The 24,129-nt window shown below is 57.7% G+C and carries 24 protein-coding genes; 10 read left to right on the top strand and 14 right to left on the bottom strand.

Annotated elements, in window-relative coordinates; genetic code table 11:
- Positions 1-4 precede the first annotated feature (4 nt).
- Both JHL21_RS11945 and JHL21_RS11940 read left to right on the top strand, forming a co-directional pair.
- Positions 5-355 (top strand): hypothetical protein, encoded by a 351-nt coding sequence (locus JHL21_RS11945; protein WP_169194270.1) that lies wholly within the window; start codon positions 5-7, stop codon positions 353-355.
- A gap of 59 nt (positions 356-414) precedes the next feature.
- Complete coding sequence (locus tag JHL21_RS11940) at positions 415-1,095, top strand: L,D-transpeptidase (RefSeq protein WP_169194271.1); 681 nt, start codon at positions 415-417, stop codon at positions 1,093-1,095.
- 73 nt (positions 1,096-1,168) lie between these two features.
- Here the strand turns inward: JHL21_RS11940 and JHL21_RS11935 are convergent, their stop codons facing one another.
- On the bottom strand, positions 1,169-3,913 hold the full coding sequence (locus JHL21_RS11935) for a transglycosylase domain-containing protein (protein WP_200213660.1): 2,745 nt from the start codon (positions 3,911-3,913) through the stop codon (positions 1,169-1,171).
- A 280-nt stretch (positions 3,914-4,193) separates the two neighbouring features.
- Here JHL21_RS11935 and JHL21_RS11930 point away from each other — a divergent pair, with 280 nt between their 5' ends.
- A complete protein-coding gene (locus tag JHL21_RS11930; protein WP_200213658.1) occupies positions 4,194-5,012 on the top strand; it encodes an alpha/beta fold hydrolase in 819 nt (272 codons plus the stop codon).
- Between the two features lie 37 nt (positions 5,013-5,049).
- Positions 5,050-5,571: a hypothetical protein gene (locus JHL21_RS11925; RefSeq protein ID WP_200213656.1), complete on the top strand. Its 522-nt coding sequence runs from the start codon at positions 5,050-5,052 to the stop codon at positions 5,569-5,571.
- 4 nt (positions 5,572-5,575) lie between these two features.
- Here the strand turns inward: JHL21_RS11925 and JHL21_RS11920 are convergent, their stop codons facing one another.
- The 9 genes from JHL21_RS11920 to mutM form a co-directional block, all read right to left on the bottom strand.
- Positions 5,576-5,869, bottom strand: a complete 294-nt coding sequence (locus JHL21_RS11920; protein ID WP_200213654.1) for a type II toxin-antitoxin system HicB family antitoxin — start codon at positions 5,867-5,869, stop codon at positions 5,576-5,578.
- The gene (locus JHL21_RS11915; protein ID WP_200213786.1) at positions 5,856-6,056 is read right to left on the bottom strand and encodes a type II toxin-antitoxin system HicA family toxin; all 201 of its coding nucleotides are present in this window, start codon (positions 6,054-6,056) and stop codon (positions 5,856-5,858) included. The genes JHL21_RS11920 and JHL21_RS11915 overlap by 14 nt, the downstream gene beginning before the upstream one ends.
- A 107-nt stretch (positions 6,057-6,163) precedes the next feature.
- Entirely contained in the window at positions 6,164-7,186 is a 1,023-nt protein-coding gene (locus JHL21_RS11910) for an LLM class flavin-dependent oxidoreductase (RefSeq protein WP_200213652.1), read from the bottom strand.
- Positions 7,187-7,363: 177 nt separating this feature from the next.
- Complete coding sequence (gyrB, locus tag JHL21_RS11905; protein WP_182394634.1) at positions 7,364-9,793, bottom strand: DNA topoisomerase (ATP-hydrolyzing) subunit B; 2,430 nt, start codon at positions 9,791-9,793, stop codon at positions 7,364-7,366.
- Between the two features lie 128 nt (positions 9,794-9,921).
- The gene (recF, locus tag JHL21_RS11900; RefSeq protein WP_169194277.1) at positions 9,922-11,040 is read right to left on the bottom strand and encodes a DNA replication/repair protein RecF; all 1,119 of its coding nucleotides are present in this window, start codon (positions 11,038-11,040) and stop codon (positions 9,922-9,924) included.
- Positions 11,041-11,137: 97 nt separating this feature from the next.
- Positions 11,138-12,259 carry a DNA polymerase III subunit beta gene (gene dnaN / locus JHL21_RS11895; RefSeq protein WP_200213650.1) on the bottom strand — a complete coding sequence of 374 codons (1,122 nt, stop codon included), beginning with the start codon at positions 12,257-12,259 and terminating at the stop codon, positions 11,138-11,140.
- 202 nt (positions 12,260-12,461) lie between these two features.
- Positions 12,462-13,934: a chromosomal replication initiator protein DnaA gene (gene dnaA, locus JHL21_RS11890; protein ID WP_200213648.1), complete on the bottom strand. Its 1,473-nt coding sequence runs from the start codon at positions 13,932-13,934 to the stop codon at positions 12,462-12,464.
- Between the two features lie 892 nt (positions 13,935-14,826).
- Positions 14,827-15,093 (bottom strand): 30S ribosomal protein S20, encoded by a 267-nt coding sequence (gene rpsT / locus JHL21_RS11885; RefSeq protein WP_169194280.1) that lies wholly within the window; start codon positions 15,091-15,093, stop codon positions 14,827-14,829.
- A 177-nt stretch (positions 15,094-15,270) separates the two neighbouring features.
- A complete protein-coding gene (gene mutM / locus JHL21_RS11880; RefSeq protein WP_200213646.1) occupies positions 15,271-16,158 on the bottom strand; it encodes a bifunctional DNA-formamidopyrimidine glycosylase/DNA-(apurinic or apyrimidinic site) lyase in 888 nt (295 codons plus the stop codon).
- 96 nt (positions 16,159-16,254) lie between these two features.
- Between mutM and ubiE the strand changes: the two genes are divergently transcribed.
- The 5 genes from ubiE to JHL21_RS11855 all read left to right on the top strand — a co-directional run bounded on the left by ubiE (position 16,255) and on the right by JHL21_RS11855 (position 20,467).
- A complete protein-coding gene (ubiE, locus tag JHL21_RS11875) occupies positions 16,255-17,019 on the top strand; it encodes a bifunctional demethylmenaquinone methyltransferase/2-methoxy-6-polyprenyl-1,4-benzoquinol methylase UbiE (protein WP_200213644.1) in 765 nt (254 codons plus the stop codon).
- A gap of 2 nt (positions 17,020-17,021) precedes the next feature.
- Positions 17,022-18,560: a 2-polyprenylphenol 6-hydroxylase gene (gene ubiB / locus JHL21_RS11870; protein ID WP_200213642.1), complete on the top strand. Its 1,539-nt coding sequence runs from the start codon at positions 17,022-17,024 to the stop codon at positions 18,558-18,560.
- 84 nt (positions 18,561-18,644) lie between these two features.
- Positions 18,645-19,271, top strand: a complete 627-nt coding sequence (locus JHL21_RS11865; protein ID WP_200213640.1) for a hypothetical protein — start codon at positions 18,645-18,647, stop codon at positions 19,269-19,271.
- The gene (gene dut, locus JHL21_RS11860) at positions 19,268-19,729 is read left to right on the top strand and encodes a dUTP diphosphatase (RefSeq protein WP_199531156.1); all 462 of its coding nucleotides are present in this window, start codon (positions 19,268-19,270) and stop codon (positions 19,727-19,729) included. The genes JHL21_RS11865 and dut overlap by 4 nt, the downstream gene beginning before the upstream one ends.
- Positions 19,730-20,467 (top strand): HesA/MoeB/ThiF family protein, encoded by a 738-nt coding sequence (locus tag JHL21_RS11855; RefSeq protein WP_200213638.1) that lies wholly within the window; start codon positions 19,730-19,732, stop codon positions 20,465-20,467.
- Here the strand turns inward: JHL21_RS11855 and JHL21_RS11850 are convergent.
- Positions 20,464-21,234: a carboxylesterase gene (locus JHL21_RS11850; RefSeq protein WP_200213637.1), complete on the bottom strand. Its 771-nt coding sequence runs from the start codon at positions 21,232-21,234 to the stop codon at positions 20,464-20,466. The genes JHL21_RS11855 and JHL21_RS11850 overlap by 4 nt on opposite strands.
- A gap of 153 nt (positions 21,235-21,387) precedes the next feature.
- Here JHL21_RS11850 and infC point away from each other — a divergent pair, with 153 nt between their 5' ends.
- Positions 21,388-21,924 carry a translation initiation factor IF-3 gene (gene infC / locus JHL21_RS11845; protein WP_182396073.1) on the top strand — a complete coding sequence of 179 codons (537 nt, stop codon included), beginning with the start codon at positions 21,388-21,390 and terminating at the stop codon, positions 21,922-21,924.
- Positions 21,925-22,093: 169 nt separating this feature from the next.
- Here infC and JHL21_RS11840 read toward each other — a convergent pair whose 3' ends face one another.
- The 3 genes from JHL21_RS11840 to JHL21_RS11830 are packed head-to-tail and all read right to left on the bottom strand — an operon-like array spanning position 22,094 to position 24,128.
- Positions 22,094-22,990, bottom strand: coding sequence for a ribokinase (locus tag JHL21_RS11840; protein ID WP_200213635.1), 897 nt, complete (start codon positions 22,988-22,990; stop codon positions 22,094-22,096).
- Positions 22,987-23,526, bottom strand: coding sequence for a DUF1697 domain-containing protein (locus tag JHL21_RS11835; RefSeq protein ID WP_200213633.1), 540 nt, complete (start codon positions 23,524-23,526; stop codon positions 22,987-22,989). The genes JHL21_RS11840 and JHL21_RS11835 overlap by 4 nt, the downstream gene beginning before the upstream one ends.
- Positions 23,523-24,128 carry a YdeI family protein gene (locus JHL21_RS11830; protein WP_200213632.1) on the bottom strand — a complete coding sequence of 202 codons (606 nt, stop codon included), beginning with the start codon at positions 24,126-24,128 and terminating at the stop codon, positions 23,523-23,525. Before JHL21_RS11830 ends, JHL21_RS11835 begins: the two co-directional genes overlap by 4 nt.
- Position 24,129 lies beyond the last annotated feature (1 nt).

Raw genomic sequence — 24,129 nt, 5'->3', positions numbered from 1 at the left:
AGCTATGAAACGCCTGCTCGTGCTCATCGCCATGCTGTTCACCTTCGCCAATATGGCGGGGAGTGTCTTGGCGCATTCGCACCGCTATGTGGTCGATGTCGCCCAGCCGCTTGTGGTTCTCAACCACGTCGATGAGGACAATCGCCCGATCCCCGTCGTGGTCAAAATCCAGCCCTGTGGGCATATCGACCTTGGCAATGGCTTGGTTCTCTCCTGTGGTTCGCACCTCGCGATTGCGCCCGATGTGCCGCAATTGCCCAAGACTGAAGGCGAAGACCATCATGTCCTGATGGTTGATGAGACCGCCCCTGCAGGCACGCGTTTGAGTATTTTGCGGCCACCGCGGCACGGCTAGTTCGCCGTCACGCCCTCTTCCCGCACATACTCTCGGCCCCTTGGGCCCAAGGATTTCATATGACTATCGCTCTCGACGCGACGCTGTCGCGCCGCACCTTGCTGGCAGGCCTCGCCAGCACCAGCGCTTTGCTTCTGGCCGGTTGCGCCACCACCGCGCGCCCAAGCGCTCCCGTTGAGCCACTGCGCCCCATCGTACCGCCAGATGTCGCCATGATGTACGGCCCATTGCCGCTCGAAGAATTCCCTATTCCGGCGGCTGACGTGTCCCTCATGGACCCGCGCTTCTGGCGTCAGGAAGTCGAAAACATCACCGGTCAGCCACAGCATACTGTTGTCGTCGATACGGCCAATTTCGTTCTCTACTGGACCATGCCTAACGGCCGCGCCATGCGCTATGGCGTCGGCCTCGGCCGCGCTGGCTTTGAGTGGTCCGGCGAAGGTCACATTGCTTACAAGCGCAAATGGCCCGTGTGGACCCCGCCTGCCGAAATGATCCTGCGTCAGCCCGAGATCGAAAAGTACCGTCACGGTCAGCCGCCTGGCCTGGACAATGCTCTGGGCGCGCGCGCGCTCTATATCCATCAGGGCCAGAAGGACACGCTCTACCGTATCCACGGCACCATGGACGTCCCCACCATTGGCAAGGCCGTATCGAGCGGCTGCGTGCGCTTGCTCTTCCACGATGTCATCGATCTGCATGATCGCGTCATTCCGGGCTCAAAGATCGTCGTTATCTAGTCGGCCCATGCCAGCAAACAAAAAGGCCCCGGACACGTGTCCGGGGCCTTTTGTATGATGATGTGTGTGATCCTCAGTTGCCGAAGATCATGTCCATCAGCGTGCGCTGGCTGTTCTCGTTCTGATAGACAGGCTGCTGTCCCAGATCGGCCGGTGGCGCAAATTGCTGACCACCATTGGGCACTTGCTGGATCACCTGATCACCCCAAATGGTTGTGGGCTGCTGCTGTTGGAGCGGCTGGTTCTGTGACACTGGTGCACTTGGCACCCAAACCTGCTGGCCCGTCTGAGGGTCAACGATCAGCGTCATCGGCATCCCGGTTTCCGGATCAATCGGCGCCTGCCCAAACCCGGAATCAATCGGCGCTTGGCCGAAGCCCTGATCAACGCCCTGCTGGCCCATAGGCATGCCGGTGTTCGGGTCAATCTGGCTCGACAAGGGTAGACCGGTGTTGGGATCAATCTGCATGCCAGATGCAGGATCTGTACCCACGCCCGGCTGCATCATGCCGCCGCCCGCTTGCGGGTTCGCCAAGGGCTGCAGACCTTCAATGGGCTGTCCGGTGTTCGGATCAACGCCAAAAATCTGCCCGGTGTTCGGGTCCTGCACGGTCTGAACCGGCTGGCCTGTACCACCATCGACATATTGAACCATCGGCATGCCGGTATTGGGGTCAATCGCGACCTGTCCGGTGTTTGGATCGATCATCTGCTGGGCCACCAATTGGCCGGCGTAGCTGCCACCGGGAATTGGATTTGGCGATTTGCCTTCCAGCGCCTTGGTCATGAAATCACGCCAGATGGTGGCCGGAACATTGCCGCCCGAAAGCTTGGTGCCCTTATTGTCGTCATTGCCCAACCACACGCCGGTGATCATAGCCGAGGTATAGCCCACAAAGAGCGCGTCTCGGCTTTCCTGCGATGTGCCGGTCTTGCCACCAACCTGCCAGCCGCCAAGGTTCGCCCCACGACCGGTGCCCACTTCAACAGCGGTTTCCATCATATCGTTCATATAGGCGAGCGTTGTTGGGTCGATCACACGGCCCGGACCAGCTGTAGAGGCTTCATAGAGCACCTTGCCTTCCATATCGGAAATCTTGGTGATCACGTTTGGAATAACGCCATTACCCCCGTTAGCGAACGGCACATAGGCATTGGTCAACTCAAGCAGGTTCACTTCCTGCGTGCCCAGCGAGATCGAAGGCACGGCCGTGAGATTGGACGAGATGCCCAAACGCATCGCCACTTCCACGACCTTTTCAGGGGTAACGTCAATCGCCAGACGCGCTGCAATCGTGTTGAGCGAGTAAGCCAACCCCTGACGCAGCGTCACCGTGCCAGAATACTTGCCAGTCGCATTTCGGGGGCTCCAGCCATTGTAGTCAAACTGGGCATCCTCAGCCAAAGTCTCGGGCGTGTAGCCCTTTTCCATAGCTGCGAGGAACACGAATGGTTTGAAGGCTGAACCGGGTTGGCGCTTGGCCGTCACAGCACGGTTGTACTGGCTCTGCTGATAATCAACACCGCCCACCATAGCGCGGACCGAACCATCAATGTCCATGGCCACCAAGGCGCCCTGCGTAAAGCCACGCTTTGGCCCTTCACTGGCAACAGCTTCCTTGACGATAAACTCGGCGTCACGCTGCAGCTTGTAGTCGATGGTGGTCTGCACCACGACGTCGCCAGAAATATCGCCAATATAGGCGGTCATCAGGCTTTCAACCCAGTCCGCAACATAGCTTTCTGCGCCAGCCACGACGGTGCGAACCTGCTGGTCAGGGTTGATCTGCGCCGCCGAGGCTTCAGCGGTCGAGATATAGCCCTCTTGCGCCATGGCATTGAGCACAAGACGTTGACGGTTCTTGGCCGTTTCAGGGTTTGTCTTGGGATTATAGGCCGACGGCGCAGGCAGAATACCCACCAGCATCGCAGCCTGTCCGAGCGAGAGATTGCGCGCCGACACACCAAAATAGGTCTGTGCCGCCGCTTCGATCCCATAGGCACCAGCGCCGAAATAGACGCGGTTCATATAGAGTTCGAGAATTTCTTCCTTGGTAAAGCTCTGTTCGAGCCAGACCGCCAAAATGGCTTCCTGCACCTTACGACCAAGCGTTTGGTCTGGGGTCAGGAATAGGTTCTTTGCCACCTGCTGGGTCAGGGTCGATGCACCACGGGTCACACCGCGCGCTTGGATGGATTCCACCGCCACAGCCATCAGGCCGATCGGATCGACACCAAAATGGCTCATAAAGCGACGGTCTTCCGAAGCGATAAACGCTGCCGGGACATAGCTTGGCAATTCGCGGAAGGTGATCGCTTCACCCCCGGTCTGACCGCGGTTGGAAATGAGGCTGCCATCTGCCGCCAGAATACGAATATTGGGCGGACGCTCTGGGATCGCCCAAGTGTCGGACGACGGCAGCTGCGCGCCGTAATAAACGATGACGCCAATAACAGCCAAGCCGCCCCATAGGCAGGCCACAAAGCCCCACCACACAAGGCCGAGCAGGAAACCGCCTGAACGTTTCTTACGCTTTTTCTGACGCGTTGGCTGTGCTTTGCCGCGACGCGCGGGCTTTTCGCTTCTCGGAGGCTTGCCACCACCCGAACCGCCACGACCGCCATTGCCCCCGCGCCCTGAGCCACCGCCAACGCGCGGCGGTTCGGCGTCAACCGAGAAGCTCATGCTCTCGCCCATGCTGGCACCAGACAGGGACGGCTCTTGACGCTGCCCCTTAGGCGCGGTGCGGCTTTGAGCTTTACCCTGCGATTTGGCTGGGGCACCAACGCGGTCATCGGCCGAAATGCGGAAGTCCATCAAGCAGTCCTGTCCAGAAGTGGATTACGCAGCTTCTACCTCTTTCCCAAGCTGAGGGAAACCACGGCCGAGCGAATGGAGAAGATGAACGCACCCTTCCCCATTGCTTCGCAGCGCGATTGCGCCTTATCGCCCCAAAATGTGGCACTTTGTAGAGCGTTTAGCGGCTCACCGATCCGTGTAGAAACAAGGGAGTAGGCTTAACCCATGCGCGCAGGAGCCGACACTTGGGAACAATTTGGGGCCAGCACCCTTCTCAGGAAAACCCCTGGAGGCTGATATGCCCTATCTCAACACCCGTGACGGCACCGCGCTCTATTACAAGGATTGGGGCACAGGACGCCCTGTGATCCTGCTTCATGGCTGGCCCCTCTCGGCTGACAGCTGGGACGATGGCGCTTTGGCGCTCGCCGAGGCGGGCTTCCGCGCCATCAGCTATGACCGCCGGGGATTTGGCCGCTCCGAACAGCCTTGGGACGGCTACGATTACGACACGCTGGCTGATGATCTCGCCGATGTTATTGCCCATACCGGGGCAGACGATGCGGCCCTCGTTGGCTTTTCCATGGGCGGAGGAGAAGTCGCCCGCTATATGTCCCGCCACGGTGGCGCTAAAATCAGCCAAGCAGCGCTAGTCGCCTCCGTCGTTCCCTATATGCTCAAGACCGAGGACAATCCCAACGGCACGCCGCAATCGGTTTTCGACGACATGACCGCAGGCATGAAAGAGGATCGTGCCAAGTTCTTTGCCAGCTTCTTTCAGGACTTTTTTGGGATTGGCCTCTTCGGCAACGCCACCTCTGACGAAGAAGTGCATCACGCCTGGGCGGTTGCCATGCAGGCAGGGCTAAAACCAACTCTAGCCTGCGCTGCGGCGTTTGCCACGACCGATTTCCGGCCCGATGTTGCAGCCTTTAACGTTCCAACCCTCATTATTCACGGCACCAAGGACAAGACGGTGCCGATTGAAGCCTCCGCGCATGCCGCTGCCGCCGGGATCAAGGATGCGACGCTGATTGAATACGATGGCCCGCACGGGCTCTTTGCGACCCACAAAACCGAGTTGGTCGCAGACCTGATCCGCTTCCTCAAAACCTAGGCTTGTCACTGCCACAATTTGCGGCGAGAACAACCAAATGCGTCTTTGGCTTTTGGTTCTTTTCGCCCTGTTCTCCTGCGTTGTCCCAACGCAAGCAGACCCTATTGGCCGCTCGCTCGATGATGCCAAAGCCTATTTTCGCTCTGCAGCGCCCGCACTGAACGGCGCTGCCTTCGACATCGATCTGCGCGCCTATAGCGACGCCCTCGAGCACCGCCGCTTTACCTCACCCTATTGGGGCAAAACCGTCGAGCTCATCATTTTCGATCAACCCGACACCAGCGGCCTCTGCGGTAAGTTTGCGGCATTTGTCACCACCCCGCCGCGCAATGGTACAATCACGCTAACCCTCTGCCCGCAGTTTTCGCGGCAAGGCTCAGATGGGCTACGCACCCTCACCATTTTACATGAACTCGTTCACGTCGTCGCCGGACCAGACGAATGCCGCGCTATGGCCTTCGCTGCGCAGGTAGAATTTTTGGCCTCAGGCTCTTTTTCGCGCGTAGATGCCTATTGGGAGGCCAATAAATGCCAGCACTCCGCCCATAAAATGCCATAGCGGGCTACTCCGCTGCGGCGTAGTACTGCGCAGACGGTTTAACCAGCGCCACGACGGCATCTTGCGACGCTAATCGAAAGGCAGGATCGGCCCGCAAGGCATCGAGATCGCGTGGTTTGGGCAAGTCGCCATCCCAGTCCTCAAATGCGAACTCCAGCACGGCGGCAGCTTCGGCGACAGCTTCGTCCAAGGTCGAAGCGACAGCAGTTACGCCGGGGACATCGGGAAATGACGCACCATAACCCGAGCCCTCGTCCTTGTGAATCAAAACCACATAGTGAGCACTAGCTGTTGTCATCTAACCAACCCGCCTGTCGATAAATCGAACGCGCCGTTCCCGTCGGAATGTCCCGCCTAGGATGCGTTACAATAACGAGTTTTCCGGTCATTGGATGCTTAAATTTGTGCTGGGACCCGCGCACCGAAATCAACACAAAACCATCGTGTTCAAGCCGCTTGATGATCAACCGGCTGTCTTTCAACAGGTGCTCCATAGCGCCACTGAACACGGCACGGACAGGGCAGACAAGCTGGCAGTTCTCCGCCTTAAAAAAGCCGACCAGTCGAAAATCGAGAGGTCGGCTTTATCGCCCTAGCGCCAGCCAAGCGCCGGGGCCACGTGCTTGAGAATATTCTCGATCACGTGAGCATTATAGTCGACACCCAATTGGTTCGGCACCGTAATGAGCAGCGTGTCGGCTTCTGCAATCGCCTCATCCTGCCGCAGCTCCTCAATAATCCGCTCCGGCGCGCCGGTATAACCGCGCCCAAACACAGCGCGTTTTTCTGGCTCAATATAGCCGAACTGATCTTCCTCGCGCTGACCTGCGCCAAAGTAGGCTCGGTCCTCGTCAGAGGTGATCGCAAAGATCGACCGGCTCACCGAAACACGCGGCTCCCGCTCATGTCCCGCTTCTTTCCAAGCAGCCCGATAAGCCCGAATTTGTTCGGCTTGCTGGACATGGAAGGGCTTGCCGCTCTCATCAAATTTCAGCGTCGAAGACTGCAAATTCATCCCGAGCTGCGCAGCCCAAATCGCCGTCGCATCGCTCGCTGCACCCCACCAAATCCGGTCACGAAGACCTTCAGAATGTGGCTCGAGACGCAGGAGACCTGGAGGATTAGGGAACATCGGCCGTGGGTTAGGCTGCGCGAACCCGCGCCCCTTCAACACCTCCCAGAAGATCTCGGCGTTTTGGCGCGCCATGTCCTGATCGGTTTTGCCCTCTTCCGGGTTGTAGCCGAAATAGCGATAGCCATCGATCACCTGCTCCGGCGAGCCGCGGCTAATACCAAGCTGCAAACGGCCGCCCGAAATGAGATCGGCTGCGCCAGCGTCCTCCGCCATATAGAGCGGGTTCTCATATCGCATATCGATAACGGCCGTGCCGATTTCGATCTTTTTGGTTTTCGCGCCAATAGCCGCCAAAAGAGGGAAAGGCGAAGCCAGTTGGCGGGCGAAATGATGCACGCGGAAATACGCGCCATCAGCGCCAAGTTCTTCTGCGGCAACAGCTAAATCAATCGACTGCAGCAAAACATCCGAAGCGCTCCGCGCTTGGGAATTGGGCGCAGCACTCCAATGTCCAAAGGACAAAAAGCCAATCTTTTTCATGGCAAACCTTTCAGCGCGATAGCGCAACATTGACAGCCAATTTAGGCGCTGTCGGCCCCCGAGATAACCCCCGCGCAGGGAACAGTGATGTTCGGTTTCCTGAACAATTTCGGCTCGCGCAAAACAAAAAAACGGCCCCCGAAGGAGCCGCTTTTATCGTCAAACTTATCCCCGGCCTTACACGTCCAGGTTAGAAACGTTCAGTGCGTTTTCCTGAATAAATTCACGGCGAGGTTCAACCAGATCCCCCATCAACTGAGTGAAAATCTGATCGGCTTCACCGGCCGTTTCATTGAGTTGAACGCGCAGCAGAGTACGAGCATTTGGATCGAGCGTCGTTTCCCAAAGCTGCTCGGCATTCATCTCGCCAAGACCTTTATAACGCTGCAGCGACAGTCCCTTACGGCCAAAGTCCGTGACCGCCTTAAACAGCGAACCGGGACCATAGACGGGAATGGTATCGCCCTTACGAGTTAGGGTCGGTACGCCGCCGTAGAGATCATCGAGACGCTCGGCCATCTGGCGCAGCTTGCGCGCATCGGCGGACTGAAGCAGCGCCCGGTCAATCGCATGGTTCTCGGTCACGCCGCGAACAGTGCGCGAGAAGACAAGGGCGTCCTCGTCATTGACCGCACCCGTCCAACCGCGCTCAAGCTCGTCCGAAATGCGATCCAGACGGTTTGATACGCGGGTCAGCGTCTCCTGCATCTTTGCAGGTTCTGTCAGCCCTTCCATATCCAAACCGCCAACAATTGCGGCCTGCTCAACCAGGCTACGGTTGTATCGCAGGTTCAGATTGTTGATGGCGTGGGTGATGTCACGGGCCTGCTGCAGAATGGAAAGCAGGTCAGCGCCAGCATGGCTCGAGCCGTTGCGGGTGTTAAAGACAGCGTCTTCAATACCATTTTCGAGCAGGTAATCTTCCAACGCGCGTTCGTTCTTGAGGTAAAGCTCAGAACGACCACGGGTCGCCTTATAGAGCGGCGGCTGCGCGATATAGATATGACCACGTTCCAGCAGAGCTGGGGTCTGGCGGTAGAAGAAGGTCAACAACAGGGTGCGAATATGCGCGCCGTCGACGTCCGCGTCGGTCATGATGATGATCTTGTGATAGCGCAGCTTATCAGGATCAAACTCTTCGCGACCAATACCGGTGCCCAGCGCCGTGATGAGCGTGCCGACCTGATCGGACGAGATCATACGGTCAAAGCGTGCGCGTTCGACGTTGAGGATTTTACCACGCAGGGGAAGCACAGCCTGATTGGAGCGATCACGCCCCTGCTTGGCCGAACCACCTGCGGAGTCACCTTCCACGATGAAGATTTCAGACTTTGTCGGATCGCGCTCCTGGCAGTCTGCAAGCTTGCCGGGGAGCGAGGAAATTTCGAGCGCGCCCTTACGACGGGTCAACTCGCGTGCCTTGCGCGCCGCTTCACGCGCCGACGCCGCTTCCACCACCTTCATGACGATGGCTTTGGCTTCCGCCGGGTGCTCTTCAAACCATTGGCCGAGCTTCTCGTTGACGATGTTTTCAACGACCGGGCGAACTTCGGAAGAAACCAGCTTGTCCTTGGTCTGGGACGAGAACTTGGGATCTGGCACTTTCACCGAAAGAACGCAGGTCAAGCCTTCACGGGTGTCATCACCAGTGAGATTGACCTTTTCCTTCTTGGTGATGCCAGAGCTTTCGGCATAGCCCGTCACCTGACGGGTCAGCGCACCGCGCAGACCGGCAAGGTGCGTGCCGCCATCGCGCTGGGGGATGTTATTGGTGAAGCACAGCACGTTTTCGTGGTAGCTGTCGTTCCACTGCAGCGCCACTTCCACTGTGATCCCGTCTTTTTCCGAGATCATGTAGATGGGCTTGTCGATGCCAGGTGTCTTACCCTTATCGAGATAGGACACGAAGGCTTCAAGACCACCTTCGTAGAAAAGCTCGGTGGTGATCGGCTCAGACGGACGATTGTCCGCCAAATTGATGCGAACGCCAGAATTCAAGAACGCGAGCTCGCGCAGGCGATGCTCCAGCGTCTTGTAATCAAACTCCACCATGGTGAAGGTGTCGGTGCTTGGCAGGAAGGTGACTTCGGTGCCCGAGCGACCTTCATATTCGCCCACGACCGCCAACGGCTCGTTGGCGTCCCCATGGGTGAAGCTCATCTCGTGGATCTGACCATCGCGACGAATGCGCAGCTTCAGGAACACTGACAGCGCGTTCACCACCGACACGCCCACGCCGTGCAAGCCACCGGAAACCTTGTAGGAGTTCTGGTCGAACTTACCGCCAGCGTGCAGCTGGGTCATGATCACTTCGGCAGCCGAAACGCCTTCTTCCTTGTGGATGCCCACAGGAATACCGCGACCATTGTCAGTCACGGTGCAAGAACCGTCTGCGTTCAGCGTTACCGTCACAAGGTCGGCGTGCCCGGCCAGAGCTTCGTCGATGGCGTTATCGACCACCTCATAGACCATGTGGTGCAGGCCGGAACCGTCGTCCGTGTCCCCGATGTACATGCCGGGGCGTTTACGCACCGCGTCGAGGCCTTTCAGCACGCGAATGCTGTCGGCACCATACTCATTCGGGGTCGGGTTTTCGCTATCGCTCATGAGGTCCGAATCGCTCGATTTCAGATATCTTTAGTACTAGCCCAAAGGGGCGCAAACCCCAAGGAAATTGGCACTTTGACGGTGTTTGACCGGGGATTGCGGCCGGTATTGCCGCACCCTCTCGCAGCTTAGTGCGAATGAAGGCTCAAGCGCCCATCACGCACGGTAATTCTTTGTGCCCGATCTTCGAGCGCCTCGAAGAGAATAGGGTCTGTACCCGTCAAAAAACACTGCGTTTCGAGCCCATCAAGGGCTGCAAAAAGGGCCCGGCGCCGATCTGGGTCGAGATGGGCGGCAATTTCGTCAAGAAGCAGGAAAGGCACAATCCCGGTGCGCAGTCGCACCAAACGGGCGTGCGCCAAAATAAGCCCGATTAGGAGCGCCTTTTGCTCCCCAGTAGACCCTAAGGCGGCAGGCATCGCCTTTTGGCTGTGGACGACTTCGAGATCCACCCTATGCGGTCCTGATGTGGTGCGTCCTGCAGCACGATCAAGCCCCCGCAAATCATGCCAGCGTTGCGCGAGAAGACTTTCAAGATCAGCAGACGTCTCAGGCACAGCCACATCGTCAAACAAGGGCGTCAGCGACAACTGTGCTGCTGGGAAACTGCCCTCTTCAACACTTTCGACGATCAGCGCCTGAAGATGCTGTAGGCTGTCGGTCCGATTGAGATAGACCGATGCGCCGAACTGCGCCATCTGCGCCTCGACCGCCGAAAGCCAACGCGCGTCCCCGCCCTCTTCAAGCAGCTTATTGCGTTGCCGCATGGCTTTTTCAAAGTCAGTTACAGCGGAGGAGTGGGAAGGGATGAGTGTCGTGACCAAGCGATCGAGAAACCGCCGCCGTTCGCCTGCGGGCCCCGAGAAAAGCCCATCCATGGCCGGGGTGAGCCAGAGCACGCGCATATAGTCACTCATGGCCTCAATGGATCGCGCATTGGCCCCATTGATCCGCACGCGACGACCGCCGTCGGCCAAGGCGCCAGTGCCGATATCTGTGGGACCCAGCTCGGTCTCAATTGTCGCGGCGACGGCCCACGGCAGATCCGATCCGTAACCCTGGAGCGTGTCAAAGCTGGCCCCGCGCAATCCGCGACCGGGTGATAAAACAGACACCGCTTCCAATAGATTGGTTTTACCCGAGCCGTTTGCGCCTGTGAGCACGACATGGCGCTCATCAATGTCGAGCGCGGCGCTCGCATAATTCCGGAAGGCGGTAAGGCGAATACGAGAAAGATGGCGGATCAAATTCTAGCCCCTTTCCCACTAGGCCTTTGAATCGGAAGACCTCCCCCGACGGGAGAGGTCCTGTTCGTCTATAGATGGGCTCTAACGCCGAAGCGTCCTAGACGCGCATCGGCATAAGGACATAAAGCGCATTGGCTTCGCCCTCTTCCTTGACGAGCGTTGGCGAGTTCGCGTCGTTAAACAGGAACTCGGCGCTTTCAGAGCGGATCTGGGTGATGATGTCGAGAAGGTAACGGGCATTGAAGCCGATCTCAAAACCGTCGACGTCGAACTCAACCGCCACTTCTTCGCTTGCCGTACCGTGATCCGGATTGGTCACAGTGAGTTCGAGAAGGCCATTGGAAGCCTGAAGCTTTACAGCCTTACCGCCGCGATCCGAAGCAATGGTCGACACACGGTCAACTGCGGTCGCAAAGCCCGCCTTATCAACGATCATCAGCTTGTCGTTGTTCTTTGGCGTGACGCGATCGTAGTCCGGGAAGGTGCCTTCGATGAGCTTGGAGAGCAGCACAACAGGACCAACGGTGAAGCGGATCTTGGTGTCCGACACTTCAACGTGGATGTCACCATCAACGCCATCGAGAAGTTTTTGAACTTCGCCAACGGTCTTCTTCGGGACGATGATGCCGCTCATGCCTTCGGCGCCATTTGGCGCTGGGATTTCAGCACGGGCCATACGGTGACCGTCCGTCGCAACGGCGCGGAAGAGGCTGCCGGTCGCCGAGTTTTCAATGGCATGGAAGTAGATGCCGTTGAGATAATAACGGGTTTCTTCGTTTGAGATCGCAAACTGTGTGCGTTCGATCAATTCTCGCAGCGAAGACGCTGCGATTTCAAATTCATGCGCGAATGTGCCCGACTTGAGATCGGGGAAGCTGTCAGGCGACAGGCACGCCAAGTTAAAGCGCGAACGACCGGAGGTCAGGACCATATTGTCCCCACCGTCGGTTTCGAGCTTCACTTCTGAACCATCGGCGAGCTTGCGCACGATTTCATAAAGGGTGTGAGCCGGAACGGTGGTCGACCCTGGGGTCGAGACCATGGCAGGCACGCTTTCGGTGACCTCGATATCAAGGTCGGTCGCGCGCAACTCGATATGGTCTTCACTGGCCTTGAACAGCACGTTGGCCAGAATTGGGTAGGTATTACGGCGCTCGACCACCCGATGCACATGGCTCAGCGACTTGAGCAGGTGATTGCGTTCGAGGGTAACTTTCATATCCGGCTAATCCTGGCGGTACGCTGCTGCAAACACCGGCCGATGGCCGGGTCTGGGACGTTTACAGTTTCGCCGCAAATTGGCAAGACCACTCCTCTGCAAGCTGTGGATCAGGGCTTCATTTTCTCGCCATCCACAACCCGCACTTACGAAAAAAGGCGACCCTAGGGCCGCCCTTTGATTGCGTGTCAGACGAGGAGGCTTATTCCTCAAGCATGCGCTTCAAGAGCTCGATTTCCTGACCCAATTCCACATCGTCCTTGATCATCTGCTCGACCTTACGAACCGAGTGAAGAACGGTGGTGTGATCGCGACCGCCAAAGCGGCGGCCAATTTCCGGCAGCGAACGCTGGGTGAGCGCCTTGGCCAAGAACATGGCGATCTGGCGTGGGCGCACAACGTCACGCGAACGACGGGCCGACAAAAGCTCGTTACGTGGCACCTTGTAGTGGCGCGAGACGATCTTGAGAATGTCTTCAATGCGGACGCGCTTGGCATCGCGAGCACGAATGAGATCGGCGAGGGTCTTTTCCGCAAGCGGTACGGTGATCAATTCACCGGTCAGCTGATTTGCAGCCACGAGACGGTTCACGGCGCCATCTAGGTCACGACCATGGCTATTCACAGCGCGTGCGATGTAGTCGATGACCGCAGTTGGGAACTGCATGCCAAAGCGCGAATTGACCTGATCAGCCCGGCGCTGAACGATGGCACGGCGCAGCTCGACATCAAAATTCTGGATTGGAACGACCAAGCCGCCCGACAGACGCGACTTAACCCGATCATCAAGCATTTCGAGATCGCGCGGCGGGCTGTCGGCCGCCACAACAACCTGCTTGGCGCCGGTGAGCAGAGTGCCCAGCGTGTGACCGAACTCGGTCGCCGACTTGCCCTGCAGGAACTGCATGTCATCGATCAGCAACAGGTCAACACGGCGCAACCATTCCTTAAAGCCGAGCGCGGACTGGCGCTGAACGGCAGTAATGAAGTGATACATAAAGTGGTCAGCGGTCAGATAGACGATGTTCTTGGACGGATCGGCTTCCGAAACAGCATGCGCAATTGCATTGAGAAGGTGCGATTTACCCAGACCGACGGAGGAATGAATAAAGACCGGATTGAAGGTCACGGTATTGTTGATGGCAGCGTTGGCAATCTGCTTGGCCACACCGAAGGCCATGTCATTGGCTTCGCCGGAGACAAAGGTCTCGAAGGTCATGCGCGGATCGATCGCGCTCCCCGAAAGGGCGTCACCATTCTTTGCTGTGCTCTGCGGCACAAGACGCGGCTGGGCAGCTGCGGAGGCTGAAGGCGATGCGGCAGCGCTTGAGCTGTGGGCGATTTCCAGCACTGGCGCTTCTGGGGCAGGAGCTTCAACGACCGGCATGATGCGCTTGACCTGACCGTTGACGCGCATGGTCACCTGGATGCGGGCAAGATCAGGCAGATCATTGCGGAAAGCCTCAACGATACGATCGGAATAATTGGACTGAACCCACGAGCACAAGAAACGCGTTGGCGCGCTCAAGTGGACCAGATCTTCGACGATTTCTTCAAGTTCGAGACGCGCAAACCAGGAGGTAAAGACGTCTTCACCGACAGATGCCTTCAGACGGGCACGGACACGAACCCAAAGTTCGCGCTGATTTTCGGAAGAGTCTTGGGTGCCCGACATAACAGAATCGCCGCCTTTGTTCAAAATAGTAGAGGAGGGGTCGCTAGCTAAAGCCAAGTCATCCCTGCCCGCGGTCGCCTGTCGCATCATTGGTCGTGACCCCATGGTTGTTCTGCCGGATCCGCAAAGCCCGGCAGTAGTGTTCAAATTCGCATCGCGCCAGCTTTCCGCCAGACGCAATGCTTCGCCGTTGCGCCCGAATTCGGGCACAAATAAAATCCCCGGCCGACAGACGTCGCCGTTATCCTATTGACCTTTTATTGATCCGGCCTACCCGGCCGAAGGTCTACGCTATGCCAACCTCGAATGACCCGACGGCGTTACGCTACGCTGCCGCCAAAACAATCTAACTCTGGCATTCCTTCTGACGAGGCCGTCAAAAGTACCACCCCAAACCCTCACCCAAACTGGGCTTATCTTTGGGTCGGCTCCTGTATTCAGGCTCCGTTTTCTCCCGCTGACCAAGGTACATTAGAGTGACGGTTTTCATGCCGCAACACGTGAATCGTTGAAATAGGGGCTTGACTCCGAACCTCATTTTTTCACGTCACCCGCCTCTCAAAAGCCCCTCTCAGCAAGGGCTTGTGACTCAAAGCAGATTCCAAACCTTAGCTGAACGATAAAGGTGAAAAATTTATTCGGCCTAGCTCTGAAAGTCGCTTTGCCGCAGCATTCTCCGCGCAACCCCTAACCGCATCAACCCGCTGCCCTAAAGGAATAAAACAGCCTGTGCCCGATCCGTTCCGGATCGTGCAGTCGTGTCCGTAGATCGACACATTACAAATTGATGACAGAAAAGCGTTCCCGGGACTCACCAACAAAAAGGGCTCCCTAAGGAGCCCAATTTTCTGACGTCCCGCGTCTGCCGAGTGGCGCCGCGGAGCCTCGCGTCTTAGACGGCGAGAGCCTTAACGCGGCTGTTCAGGCGGGAAACCTTACGAGCTGCCAAGTTGGCATGAACGATGCCCTTGGTCGCAGCGCGATTGATTTCTGGTTCCGCAACCTTGAGAGCGGCAAATGCTACTGCGTGATCACCAGCGGTGATTGCTTCTTCAACCTTACGGATGAAGGTACGTACGCGGCTGCGACGCGACTTGTTGATCGCGGTGCGAGCAGCAATCTTGCGGGTCGCCTTCTTGGCTGACGGCGTATTGGCCATGTCGGTCCTCTTGATCGTCCAGCCGGCAAACTCAGCGCGAATTGCTCGCGTCCGGCCCACCGGGAAAAATGAATGCGGCAGCAAGATGCCGCCAAGTTCGGGGTGCTATAGGGGATTGGCAGTGGAGCGTCAACTGGATTCAAACCCTGAGAGCTGCTCTGCCGCATACCAAATGCGCTAATGGCTCTTCTGGCACGAAGGGCAGAAAAAAGTCGAGCGCCCTGATTGCACAATGCGTTGAACCTGACCTGCGCAATTGGCGCTCCGGCAGGGCTCCCCTTCTCGATCGTAGACAGCAAAATTATGCTGGAAATAGCCAGTTCCACCTTCTGCATTGCGGAAATCCTGCAAGGTCGAGCCCCCGGAATGGATCGCTTCCGTCAACACATGACGGACAGCAATGGTGAGATCCTCCAGTGCTTTTTTGGGCTTTCCTTTGGGTGTCACCAAAGATCTCGCCTCAACAGTTGGCAAGATATGAGCGCGGTAAAGGGCTTCCGCGACATAGATATTACCCAGGCCCGCCACGACTCGTTGATCGAGCAGCGCGGCTTTGACGGGAGCTTTTTTACCGAAAAAGCCTCTGGCTAATGCTTCAGCATTGAAATCATTGCCTAAAGGCTCGGGACCGATTCCCAAAAGATAGGCATTGTCGGCGCCGGTCTCAAAGAGATCGAGAAAGCCGAACCGCCGCGGGTCTGCATAAATGAGATGGCTCGATCCATGCTCTGGATGAGAGATCTCTGCGACAAAGTGATCATGCTTGGGTTCAGTGCCCGGTTCGTAATAGCGCGGAGGCTTATCGATTCCATGTTCGGCAAAGCGCCATGACCCGGTCATGCCCAAATGGCTGAGCAAGGTGTGGCCGTTTGAAAGCGCAATAAGAAGGTATTTTGCGCGCCGCCCAACGTTGAGCACCCTCGCCCCTTCGAGCCGTTCTTTCAGACTGACCGGAAAGGGAAAGCGCAGGTTCGGGCGGTTGAGCGTGACAGCCTCAAAGCGCGCGCCCGTCAGCCAAGGCTCCAAGCCTCTGCGAACAGTCTCTACCTCTGGCAATTCCGGCATCGTCTCTGAACTCCTTCACCCTCTTGCCGAACAGGCATGGGCATTTTGTTGGGCTTTATATATGGTGCGCGCAAAACCGACTATCGAGGCCAAGCCATGACAGAGCCACGCGAAACCACACATTTTGGCGAGCAGACAGTCCCGCTGGAAGAAAAGCAGGGCCTCGTCAACAAGGTGTTCCATGACGTAGCGGACCGCTACGATCTGATGAATGATCTGATGAGTGTCGGCGTCCACCGCCTCTGGAAAAGCGCTATGGTCGCCGAGCTGGCGCCGCCCAAGTCCGGCTCGCGCCCCTATCGTGTGCTCGATATGGCGGGCGGCACAGGCGACATAGGCGAGCGCATCATCAACTCATCGCTCGGCCACGCTTCTGTCGTCGTCTCTGACATTAATTCGGACATGCTGCGCGTCGGCGCCGAGCGCGCCAAAACGTGGCGCTATCCCGATCAGGTGAGCTTTGTTGAGGCCAATGCCGAAGAACTGCCCTTCGAGAACGATAGCTTTGACGCCTACACAATCGCTTTTGGCATTCGCAATGTGCCTCGTATCCAGCGGGCACTCGACGAAGCCCATCGCGTTTTGAAGCGTAGCGGACGCCTCTTGGTGCTCGAATTTAGCCAAGTGGATGTCCCAGGCTTTGACGCGGTCTACAATTTCTATTCAGACACGGTCATTCCGCCGATGGGCAAGCTCGTCACGGGCGACGCGCAGCCCTACCAATATTTCATCGAATCGATTCGGAAGTTCCCGAACCCGCCCGCTTTTGAAGCGATGATGACCCAAGCTGCGTTCAAACGCGTCAAACACACCTCTATGACAGGCAATATCGCCACCCTCTTCTCCGGGTGGAAACTCTAAGCATGGCTTTGACGTCGTATTTCCGTCTGCTCAACGCTGGCTGGGTTTTGGCGCGCGAAGGCGCCCTATCGGTGCTCCCAAGCGAATCGTTACCGCCAATGATGAAGCTGGGGATTCGCATGGGGCGCATCGTCGAGCGTCCCTCAGTGCGCAAAACGGGGAGCGTCGAGCGTCTCAACGCGGCACTCCACAAGCTGGGCCCCAGCTTTGTGAAGTTTGGTCAGACTCTAGCAACGCGTCCTGACATTGTTGGCGCACAGGCGGCGGCCGAACTTTCCGGATTGCAGGACCGCATGCCCGCTTTTGACGAAAAGCTGGTGCCCGGCATTTTGTCTGAGGCGCTAGGCCCCAAGGCCAACCAACTGACCGAAATGAGCGGCCCCATTGCTGCTGCCTCGATTGCGCAGGTGCATAGGGCAAAGCTCGTCGAACCCGGTGAGCTGCCGAAAACTGTCGCCGTCAAAATGCTCCGCCCGGGCGTCTCTGAGCGTTTTCATGCCGACACTGACGCGCTCTACGCCGGTGCACGCCTTGCCGAAACTTTCTCCTCCAAGAGCAGACGTCTACGCCCGACAGAGGTGGTCAAAACACTCGACCATTCTATGCGCCTTGAGCTGGACCTGCGCCTTGAGGCTGCGGCCATCTCGGAAATGGCCGAGAACATTAAAGACGACGCCGGCTTCCAAATCCCGGACGTACAATGGGACCATGTCGCGCAGAATGTGCTGACCACCACTTGGGTGGACGGCATTCCCATTCGCGATCACGCGGCGATAGACGCCGCTGGCATCGACCGCAAAAAACTGGCCTCCAACGTGCTCCAGTCGTTCTTGCGCCACGCCATTCGTGACGGCTTCTTCCATGCCGACATGCATCCGGGAAATCTCTTTGCCGACCCAAAGAGCGGCGATGTCATCGCTGTCGACTTCGGCATTATGGGACGCCTGTCGATGCGCGAGCGTCGCTTCCTGGCCGATATTCTTTATGGCTTCATCACCCGCGACTATCGTCTCGTAGCGCAGCGCCATTTCGACATTGGCTATGTTCCACCGAGCCAATCGGTGGATGATTTCACTCTTGCCATTCGCTCCATCGGCGAGCCGCTGCACGGGCGCACAGCCGAGAACATTTCCATGGCGCGCGTCCTCGGCCAGCTTTTTACCATCACCGACCTCTTCCAAATGCAGACACGTCCGGAGCTGGTGCTGCTGCAGAAGTCGATGGTGCTGGTCGAAGGGGTCGCTCGTACCCTTGATCCAGAGCTCGATATCTGGACCGTGGCAGAGCCTGTGGTTGGCGAGTGGTTGCGCCGTGAACAAGGCCCGATCGGGCGCTTAGCAGATCTCTATGGTCACTTCACCCGCGCTTATGAAGCAGCGGGGCGAGTGCCCAATTTGATCGCGCAAGCTGAAGCCACGCTGGAAGAGCACCGCGCTTTCCTCAATCGCCCGCACAAACGCCTCTCGAAAGCGCTCTCGCTCGGGCTACAATTGGGCGGGCTCATTCTTATTTTTGTGCTGATTGGCCACTTCATAAACTAAGAAATTGGCTTGGCGGAGCATCGTCTTGCGCAAAATGCACGCCCACAATAATTTGCCCGCTAATTTCAATATGGGGGGATACCCATGACTTCGAACATTATTGGCAAACTGGCGGCGGTCCTGCTTCTTGGCGCTGGCTTGGCTGGCTGCATGGACGCCGACGTAGAAGTGTCGTTCATGGATAGCGAAACCGCCCATGTCATGACCACAACAACCATGGGTGCGGACTTCTACGGCATGATCAAGGCCGCCGAGGCCGAAGCTCCAGCCGATGGCGACGATGCCATGGGCGAATTCAGCGAATCCTTCTGTGCGGAAGGCGATTTGACTGAAAACGCCGATGGCAGCGCTGTTTGCGTTGAAATGATGCACGGCACGCTCGATGAGCTAAACGCGCAGAACGAAGAAGAAGGCGGCATTCAGTTCGCCGCTCAGGACGATGGCACGGTCCGCGTCTCTATGCCGATGTCCGCACTCAACGCCCAGCTGGGTGCTGAGGAAGAAATGGATGCGGACACCAAGGCGATGATGGTCGCTATGTTCGAAGGCCATGCCATCACCTTCACCATTATTGGCGAAGAGATCCTCGACACCAATATGACCGTGTCTGACGACAAGACCTCGGTTTCCCTCGAACTCGAATTCGCCAAGCTCCTCGCGGGCGACACCGAATTCCCTGAAGAATACTACGCACTGGTACGCACTCCGTGACACAAGACCTGACCGTTCGCTTTAAACTCCTCCCCCATGGCGAGGGCCTTGCCCTCCCGGCCTATCAGTCGGCTTTAGCGGCTGGGGCGGACATGCGAGCTGCGGTTGGTGAAACTGAGCCTGTCGAGCTTTTGCCCGGCAGGCGCGCCATCATTCCCTGCGGTTTCGCCATGGCCATTCCCGCTGGCTATGAGGCGCAAGTCCGCCCGCGTTCGGGTCTCGCGGCCAAGCATGGTCTCACAGTCCTCAATTCTCCAGGCACGATCGACGCTGATTATCGCGGCGAGGTCATGGTGATCCTGCTCAACACCAGCGATGTGCCCTTCACAATCACGCGTGGCGAACGCATTGCACAGATGGTGATTGCCCCTGTGGTGCAGCCTCGCTTTGAGGTCGTGACCGATCTCGACGAGACCGTGCGTGGCGCAGGTGGCTTTGGATCGACCGGCACGGCTTAAATGACGCCCCACACCCCGCCCCATCTTTCTGGTGATGAGACCAAGCGCTACGCGCGTCATCTTGTGCTCAAAGATTTTGGGGGTGCGGGGCAGCAAGCGCTCAAGGGCTCAAGAATAGCGATTATTGGCGCGGGCGGCCTTGGCAGCCCAGCCATTGCTTATCTCGCGGCCGCAGGCATTGGCCGCTTGGGGATTTTCGACGCCGACACTGTTTCGCTGAGCAATTTGCAGCGGCAGATCGTGCACAGCACGGCTCGCATTGGAATCAATAAGGCCGAAAGCGCTGGACGCTTTGCCCTGTCACTCAATGAGCATGTCGCACTCGAGCTTTATGCCGAAAGGCTCACGGGTGAAACCGCGCAGCGTTTCCTCACGCCCTATGACATCGTGCTTGATGGCACGGACAATCTCGCCACGCGCCGCGCCGTGGCAGACGCCTGCGAAAAATTACAAAAGCCGCTCGTCTCTGGTGCCGTGTCGAGTTTTTCAGGCCAACTTACCGTCTTTGCGCCGCATCTGGGCGGCCCCAAGCACAGCGACGTCTTTGCCGATGAGGCAAACGATGACACCCTCCCCTCCTGCGAGGCCAATGGCATTTTGGGTCCGGTGACTGGCGTCATCGGTACGCTGATGGCCATGGAGGCCATTAAGCTCGTCAGCGGTGTTGGCACGTCGCTGATCGGTCGGCTGATGCTCTATGACGCCAAGGACGCGCGGTTTACCGAGATTGCCCTTTAAGAGGCAATCATGGGCTCTAGCGCCGCGCGCAAGAGGGCCAGATCCTGTGGCCGCGATAAGCGATGGTCGCCATCGGGGATCAAAGAGAACGTCACCGGATCATGCAGAATATGGGTGAGCAGTTTTTCGACATGCTGCCGCGGCACGTCTGTGTCTAAACCGCCTTGCAGAATATGCACCGGACACCCCGTCTCAATCACCTTGCCCAAGAGCAAATGATTACGCCCGTCTTCGAGCAGTTCTCGCGTATAGCGATAGCTGCCGTCTCCATAGGCGCTGACACGGTCATAATAGCCTTGAGTGAGAATCAGCGCGCGCTCTTCCGGGCTAAGCCGCGCTGGGATCAACACTTCCGTGGCGTCCACCGCAGGAGCGATCAAGACGAGACCTTTTAGAGGTTTTCCTTCGTCGAGGCGTTTACGCGCGAGCAGCAGCGCCAACCAACCGCCCATGGACGAGCCGACAACAATCTGCGGTCCCGTCGTCGTCGAAAACGCCGCCTCGGCCTCTTCCAGCCAGCGACTGATGGTTCCCGCGTTAAAGTCTCCGGGCGAGTCGCCAATGCCAGCGTGGTCAAACCGCGTGACCGAAAGACCCTTTTCTGCCCCAAACGCATCCAAGGCCGTTGCTTTGTCGCCGGTCATACCGGATCGAAAACCATTAATCCAAAATAGCCCGGGGCCGTGTCCGTCACGCTGCAATGAGGCGATTTCTCGGGCTTCAGAGCCGTTACCAAGGGTAATAATGCGTTTGTTTAAGGAACTCATGCGTGACTTGGTCGATTTTGTGATAGAGCAGCAATGGATTTCATGCCATTGAGCGCATAAATCAACTGCTTCGGCTGTTGACTTATGACGCAGCTAGCACGATTTTAGGGCCGATTTCAGCCCTTCCTAATAATAGCACAAGGAACGCTTGCCATTCGCCGTCCAATGAGACCCGTTGCGCCCCAGAAAGATGGGCCGCTTGCAAACGAGGACATCACTAGCCCCGACGTTCAGCTCATTGATGCGGAAGGCCAGAATCGTGGCATCGTCCGCACCCGCGAAGCGCTCGCCGAAGCGCAGGAAGCTGGCCTTGACCTAGTTCTGATCGCCGCTAATTCGCAGCCGCCGGTCGCCAAGATGCTTGATCTTGGCCGCTACAAGTACGCCGCCCAAAAGAAGGCAGCGGAAGCGCGCAAGAAGCAGAAGGTTATTGAAGTCAAAGAAGTTCAGATGCGTCCGAACATCGATGACCACGACTACAACACCAAGATGAAGGCTGTGCAGCGCTTCCTCGAAGACGGCGACCGCGTGAAAGTCACGATGCGTTTCCGTGGTCGTGAAATGGCACACCAAGATCTCGGCATGGCCTTGCTCATCAAGGTCAAAGAACAGACTGAAGCTGTTGCTAAGGTCGAATCTCAGCCGCGCGCCGAAGGCCGTCAGATGGTCATGGTGTTGGCACCGAAATAAGTCGCACCGACTTATACGAGTTTTGAAAAGCGGGTCCTCGGGCCCGCTTTTTTATTGGCTGCACCATTACGCGGCGAAGGAGCAGACCTGCGCCATGCCGCAAATGTGATCCTTAAAAACAAAAATCCCCGCTCGCGCGGGGATCAATGAGGCATCTGCTGTCTAACTGTTAAGCGACCAAAATGGCTTCGACATCTGCCTTGGTTGGGATGGCTGGCTGGGCACCAGCCTTGAGGCAGGCAAGCGAGCCGGCAACTGCTGCCCGCGCCATCGCGTCCTTGAGTGAAAAACCTGCGTCGAGTGCTGCCGCAAGATAGCCACAGAAGGTATCACCGGCGCCAACGGTATCGACAGGGGTCACCTTATGAGCCGCAACGGAAATGACGCCTTCTGGCCCGTTCGCACGCGCACCGTCAGGCCCCAGGGTGACAACAATAGTCTTGCCGGTCTTGTCAGCCCATTCGGCCATTGCGGCATCCAGCTCTTCAATCGGACGCCCCGAGAGCAGAGAAAACTCCGTTTCATTGGCCACAACGATATCGGCAAGTGGGGCGAGCTCAAATGTGTCTTCGAGGAATGGCGCGGTGTTGAGCACGCTGCGCGCACCTTTTTCGCGGGCAATTTCAAGCGCACGCCGGGTCGCTGCCTGAGGCACTTCTTGCTGCACGAGAAGAGTGTCGTTGGCCGAGAGCCTGGCCAGCCCTGTGTCGGCGTCTGCTGCGCTCACCGTGCCGTTGGCACCGGGCAGAACAGCGATGACGTTCTCGCCATCCGCGTCGACAAAGATCATCGCGATGCCAGTTGCGGCTTGCGCCTTACGCAGCTGCGACAGGTCAACGCCGCCCTTTTCCAATAACTCAAGCGCCATGCCTGCAAAGGCGTCGTCGCCGACCGCCGAGACATGCAGCACCTCCGCACCAGCGCGGCGGGCGGCCAAAGCCTGGTTCGCGCCTTTTCCCCCTGGGGCCATGGAGAAGGTGCCACCGGCCACTGTTTCACCGGGCTTGGGCAGACGGGTCACAGTGCCGACTTGGTCGAGATTGGTAGAACCAAAAACAGTAATCACGTGAGCAGCTTTTCTATTGTGTTCCAGTTGCGCATGGTGCTGAGCCTAGAGTCTCCCAGGGCCCGGTAGAGCGGCTTGAGAACCGCTTCAACATTCTCTGTATAGCGCCCATTGGGCTGGCGATAAGCCGCAATGATGACCTCACGCTCGGTAATGCGCAAGATTTCGGTATCGCGCGGCCTGCTTTCGACGCTCACGTCAAGCGGCAGCGGCGTGTCAAAGAAAACAACATGCCGGGTAAGGTCTGCATTGGGGTCAAGCGATGCGAACGGCTCGCTCGCGCGCAAGGCGTCAAGCTCGTGACCGGTGCGAACGACAACGAGAACCGGAAAATCGAAAGCAGCAGCCAGCGCTGCCTCTGCTCTCGCTTTCACTTCATCCTCGCTCCCGTCGTATCGAGCGCAGAAATTGCCGCTCGCCAATATGGTTCGCACCTCTTCAAATCCGGCCTTCTCAAGCGCTGCTTTCAGCTCCACCATTTTCATCTGGCGCTTGCCGACATTGACGCCCTGCAGCAATCCCACCCAGACACTCATGTCTCAGCCAATCGCGCTTTTTGCGGATAGATCGTTTCGCCGCGCGCCAGCATCTCGACAAATTGCGCTATCCGCTTCTGGCGCGTCGCGGCCGTCTTAGCCCCATTTGTGCGATAGATCAGAGCGAAGCGGTTTTGGGCGGTGAGAATATCATATTGTCTTTGTGACGATGGATTGGCGGCAATCGCAGCAAGGAGGTCGTCGGGAGCCTCTTGTGTCGTCGCATAAGCCGCGTCCCAGCGACCGTCCGCTTTGGCGGTCTCCACGTGAGCGAGGCCGTATGGTGTCATCAGCCCCGCCGCACTTAACCGCGCGACATTGTCTCTATTGACCTGGCTCCACACGGATTTCTTTCGGCGCGGACAATAACGCTGCACGAAGGAGACGTCGTCCCAGCTCTTCTTAATCGCATCAATCCATCCCCAGCAGAGAACCGCGTCTATCGCCTCTACTGGGCTAATTGTGGCGCGACCCGAGGATTTTTTGAAAATCCGAATCCATATTTCTGCGTCACGATCGTGGTGGTTCGCCAGCCAGTCGTAGAACTCCTGAAAGCTCACAAACTCTCGCAGTGCCTCTTGAGCAACAACGACCGGCGCCATC

The organism is Devosia sp. WQ 349K1, from assembly GCF_016595685.1.
GTDB lineage: Bacteria > Pseudomonadota > Alphaproteobacteria > Rhizobiales > Devosiaceae > Devosia.
The sequence above is the reverse complement of the archived record's forward strand: the minus strand, read 5'-3'. Positions and strand labels throughout refer to the sequence as shown.

Excerpts from the sequence above, each read along its gene's own strand:
- JHL21_RS11925 (WP_200213656.1), top strand. The coding sequence starts at position 5,050 with ATGCGTCTTTGGCTTTTGGTTCTTTTCGCCCTGTTCTCCTGCGTTGTC.
- ubiB (WP_200213642.1), top strand. The coding sequence starts at position 17,022 with ATGGCTTTGACGTCGTATTTCCGTCTGCTCAACGCTGGCTGGGTTTTG.
- ubiE (WP_200213644.1), top strand. The coding sequence starts at position 16,255 with ATGACAGAGCCACGCGAAACCACACATTTTGGCGAGCAGACAGTCCCG.
- JHL21_RS11910 (WP_200213652.1), bottom strand. The coding sequence starts at position 7,186 with ATGAAAAAGATTGGCTTTTTGTCCTTTGGACATTGGAGTGCTGCGCCC.
- mutM (WP_200213646.1), bottom strand. The coding sequence starts at position 16,158 with ATGCCGGAATTGCCAGAGGTAGAGACTGTTCGCAGAGGCTTGGAGCCT.
- JHL21_RS11935 (WP_200213660.1), bottom strand. The coding sequence starts at position 3,913 with ATGGACTTCCGCATTTCGGCCGATGACCGCGTTGGTGCCCCAGCCAAA.
- JHL21_RS11855 (WP_200213638.1), top strand. The coding sequence starts at position 19,730 with ATGACGCCCCACACCCCGCCCCATCTTTCTGGTGATGAGACCAAGCGC.
- dnaA (WP_200213648.1), bottom strand. The coding sequence starts at position 13,934 with ATGTCGGGCACCCAAGACTCTTCCGAAAATCAGCGCGAACTTTGGGTT.
- rpsT (WP_169194280.1), bottom strand. The coding sequence starts at position 15,093 with ATGGCCAATACGCCGTCAGCCAAGAAGGCGACCCGCAAGATTGCTGCT.
- JHL21_RS11930 (WP_200213658.1), top strand. The coding sequence starts at position 4,194 with ATGCCCTATCTCAACACCCGTGACGGCACCGCGCTCTATTACAAGGAT.
- JHL21_RS11850 (WP_200213637.1), bottom strand. The coding sequence starts at position 21,234 with ATGAGTTCCTTAAACAAACGCATTATTACCCTTGGTAACGGCTCTGAA.
- gyrB (WP_182394634.1), bottom strand. The coding sequence starts at position 9,793 with ATGAGCGATAGCGAAAACCCGACCCCGAATGAGTATGGTGCCGACAGC.
- JHL21_RS11945 (WP_169194270.1), top strand. The coding sequence starts at position 5 with ATGAAACGCCTGCTCGTGCTCATCGCCATGCTGTTCACCTTCGCCAAT.
- JHL21_RS11865 (WP_200213640.1), top strand. The coding sequence starts at position 18,645 with ATGACTTCGAACATTATTGGCAAACTGGCGGCGGTCCTGCTTCTTGGC.
- JHL21_RS11940 (WP_169194271.1), top strand. The coding sequence starts at position 415 with ATGACTATCGCTCTCGACGCGACGCTGTCGCGCCGCACCTTGCTGGCA.
- dnaN (WP_200213650.1), bottom strand. The coding sequence starts at position 12,259 with ATGAAAGTTACCCTCGAACGCAATCACCTGCTCAAGTCGCTGAGCCAT.
- JHL21_RS11920 (WP_200213654.1), bottom strand. The coding sequence starts at position 5,869 with ATGACAACAGCTAGTGCTCACTATGTGGTTTTGATTCACAAGGACGAG.
- JHL21_RS11835 (WP_200213633.1), bottom strand. The coding sequence starts at position 23,526 with ATGAGTGTCTGGGTGGGATTGCTGCAGGGCGTCAATGTCGGCAAGCGC.
- JHL21_RS11830 (WP_200213632.1), bottom strand. The coding sequence starts at position 24,128 with ATGGCGCCGGTCGTTGTTGCTCAAGAGGCACTGCGAGAGTTTGTGAGC.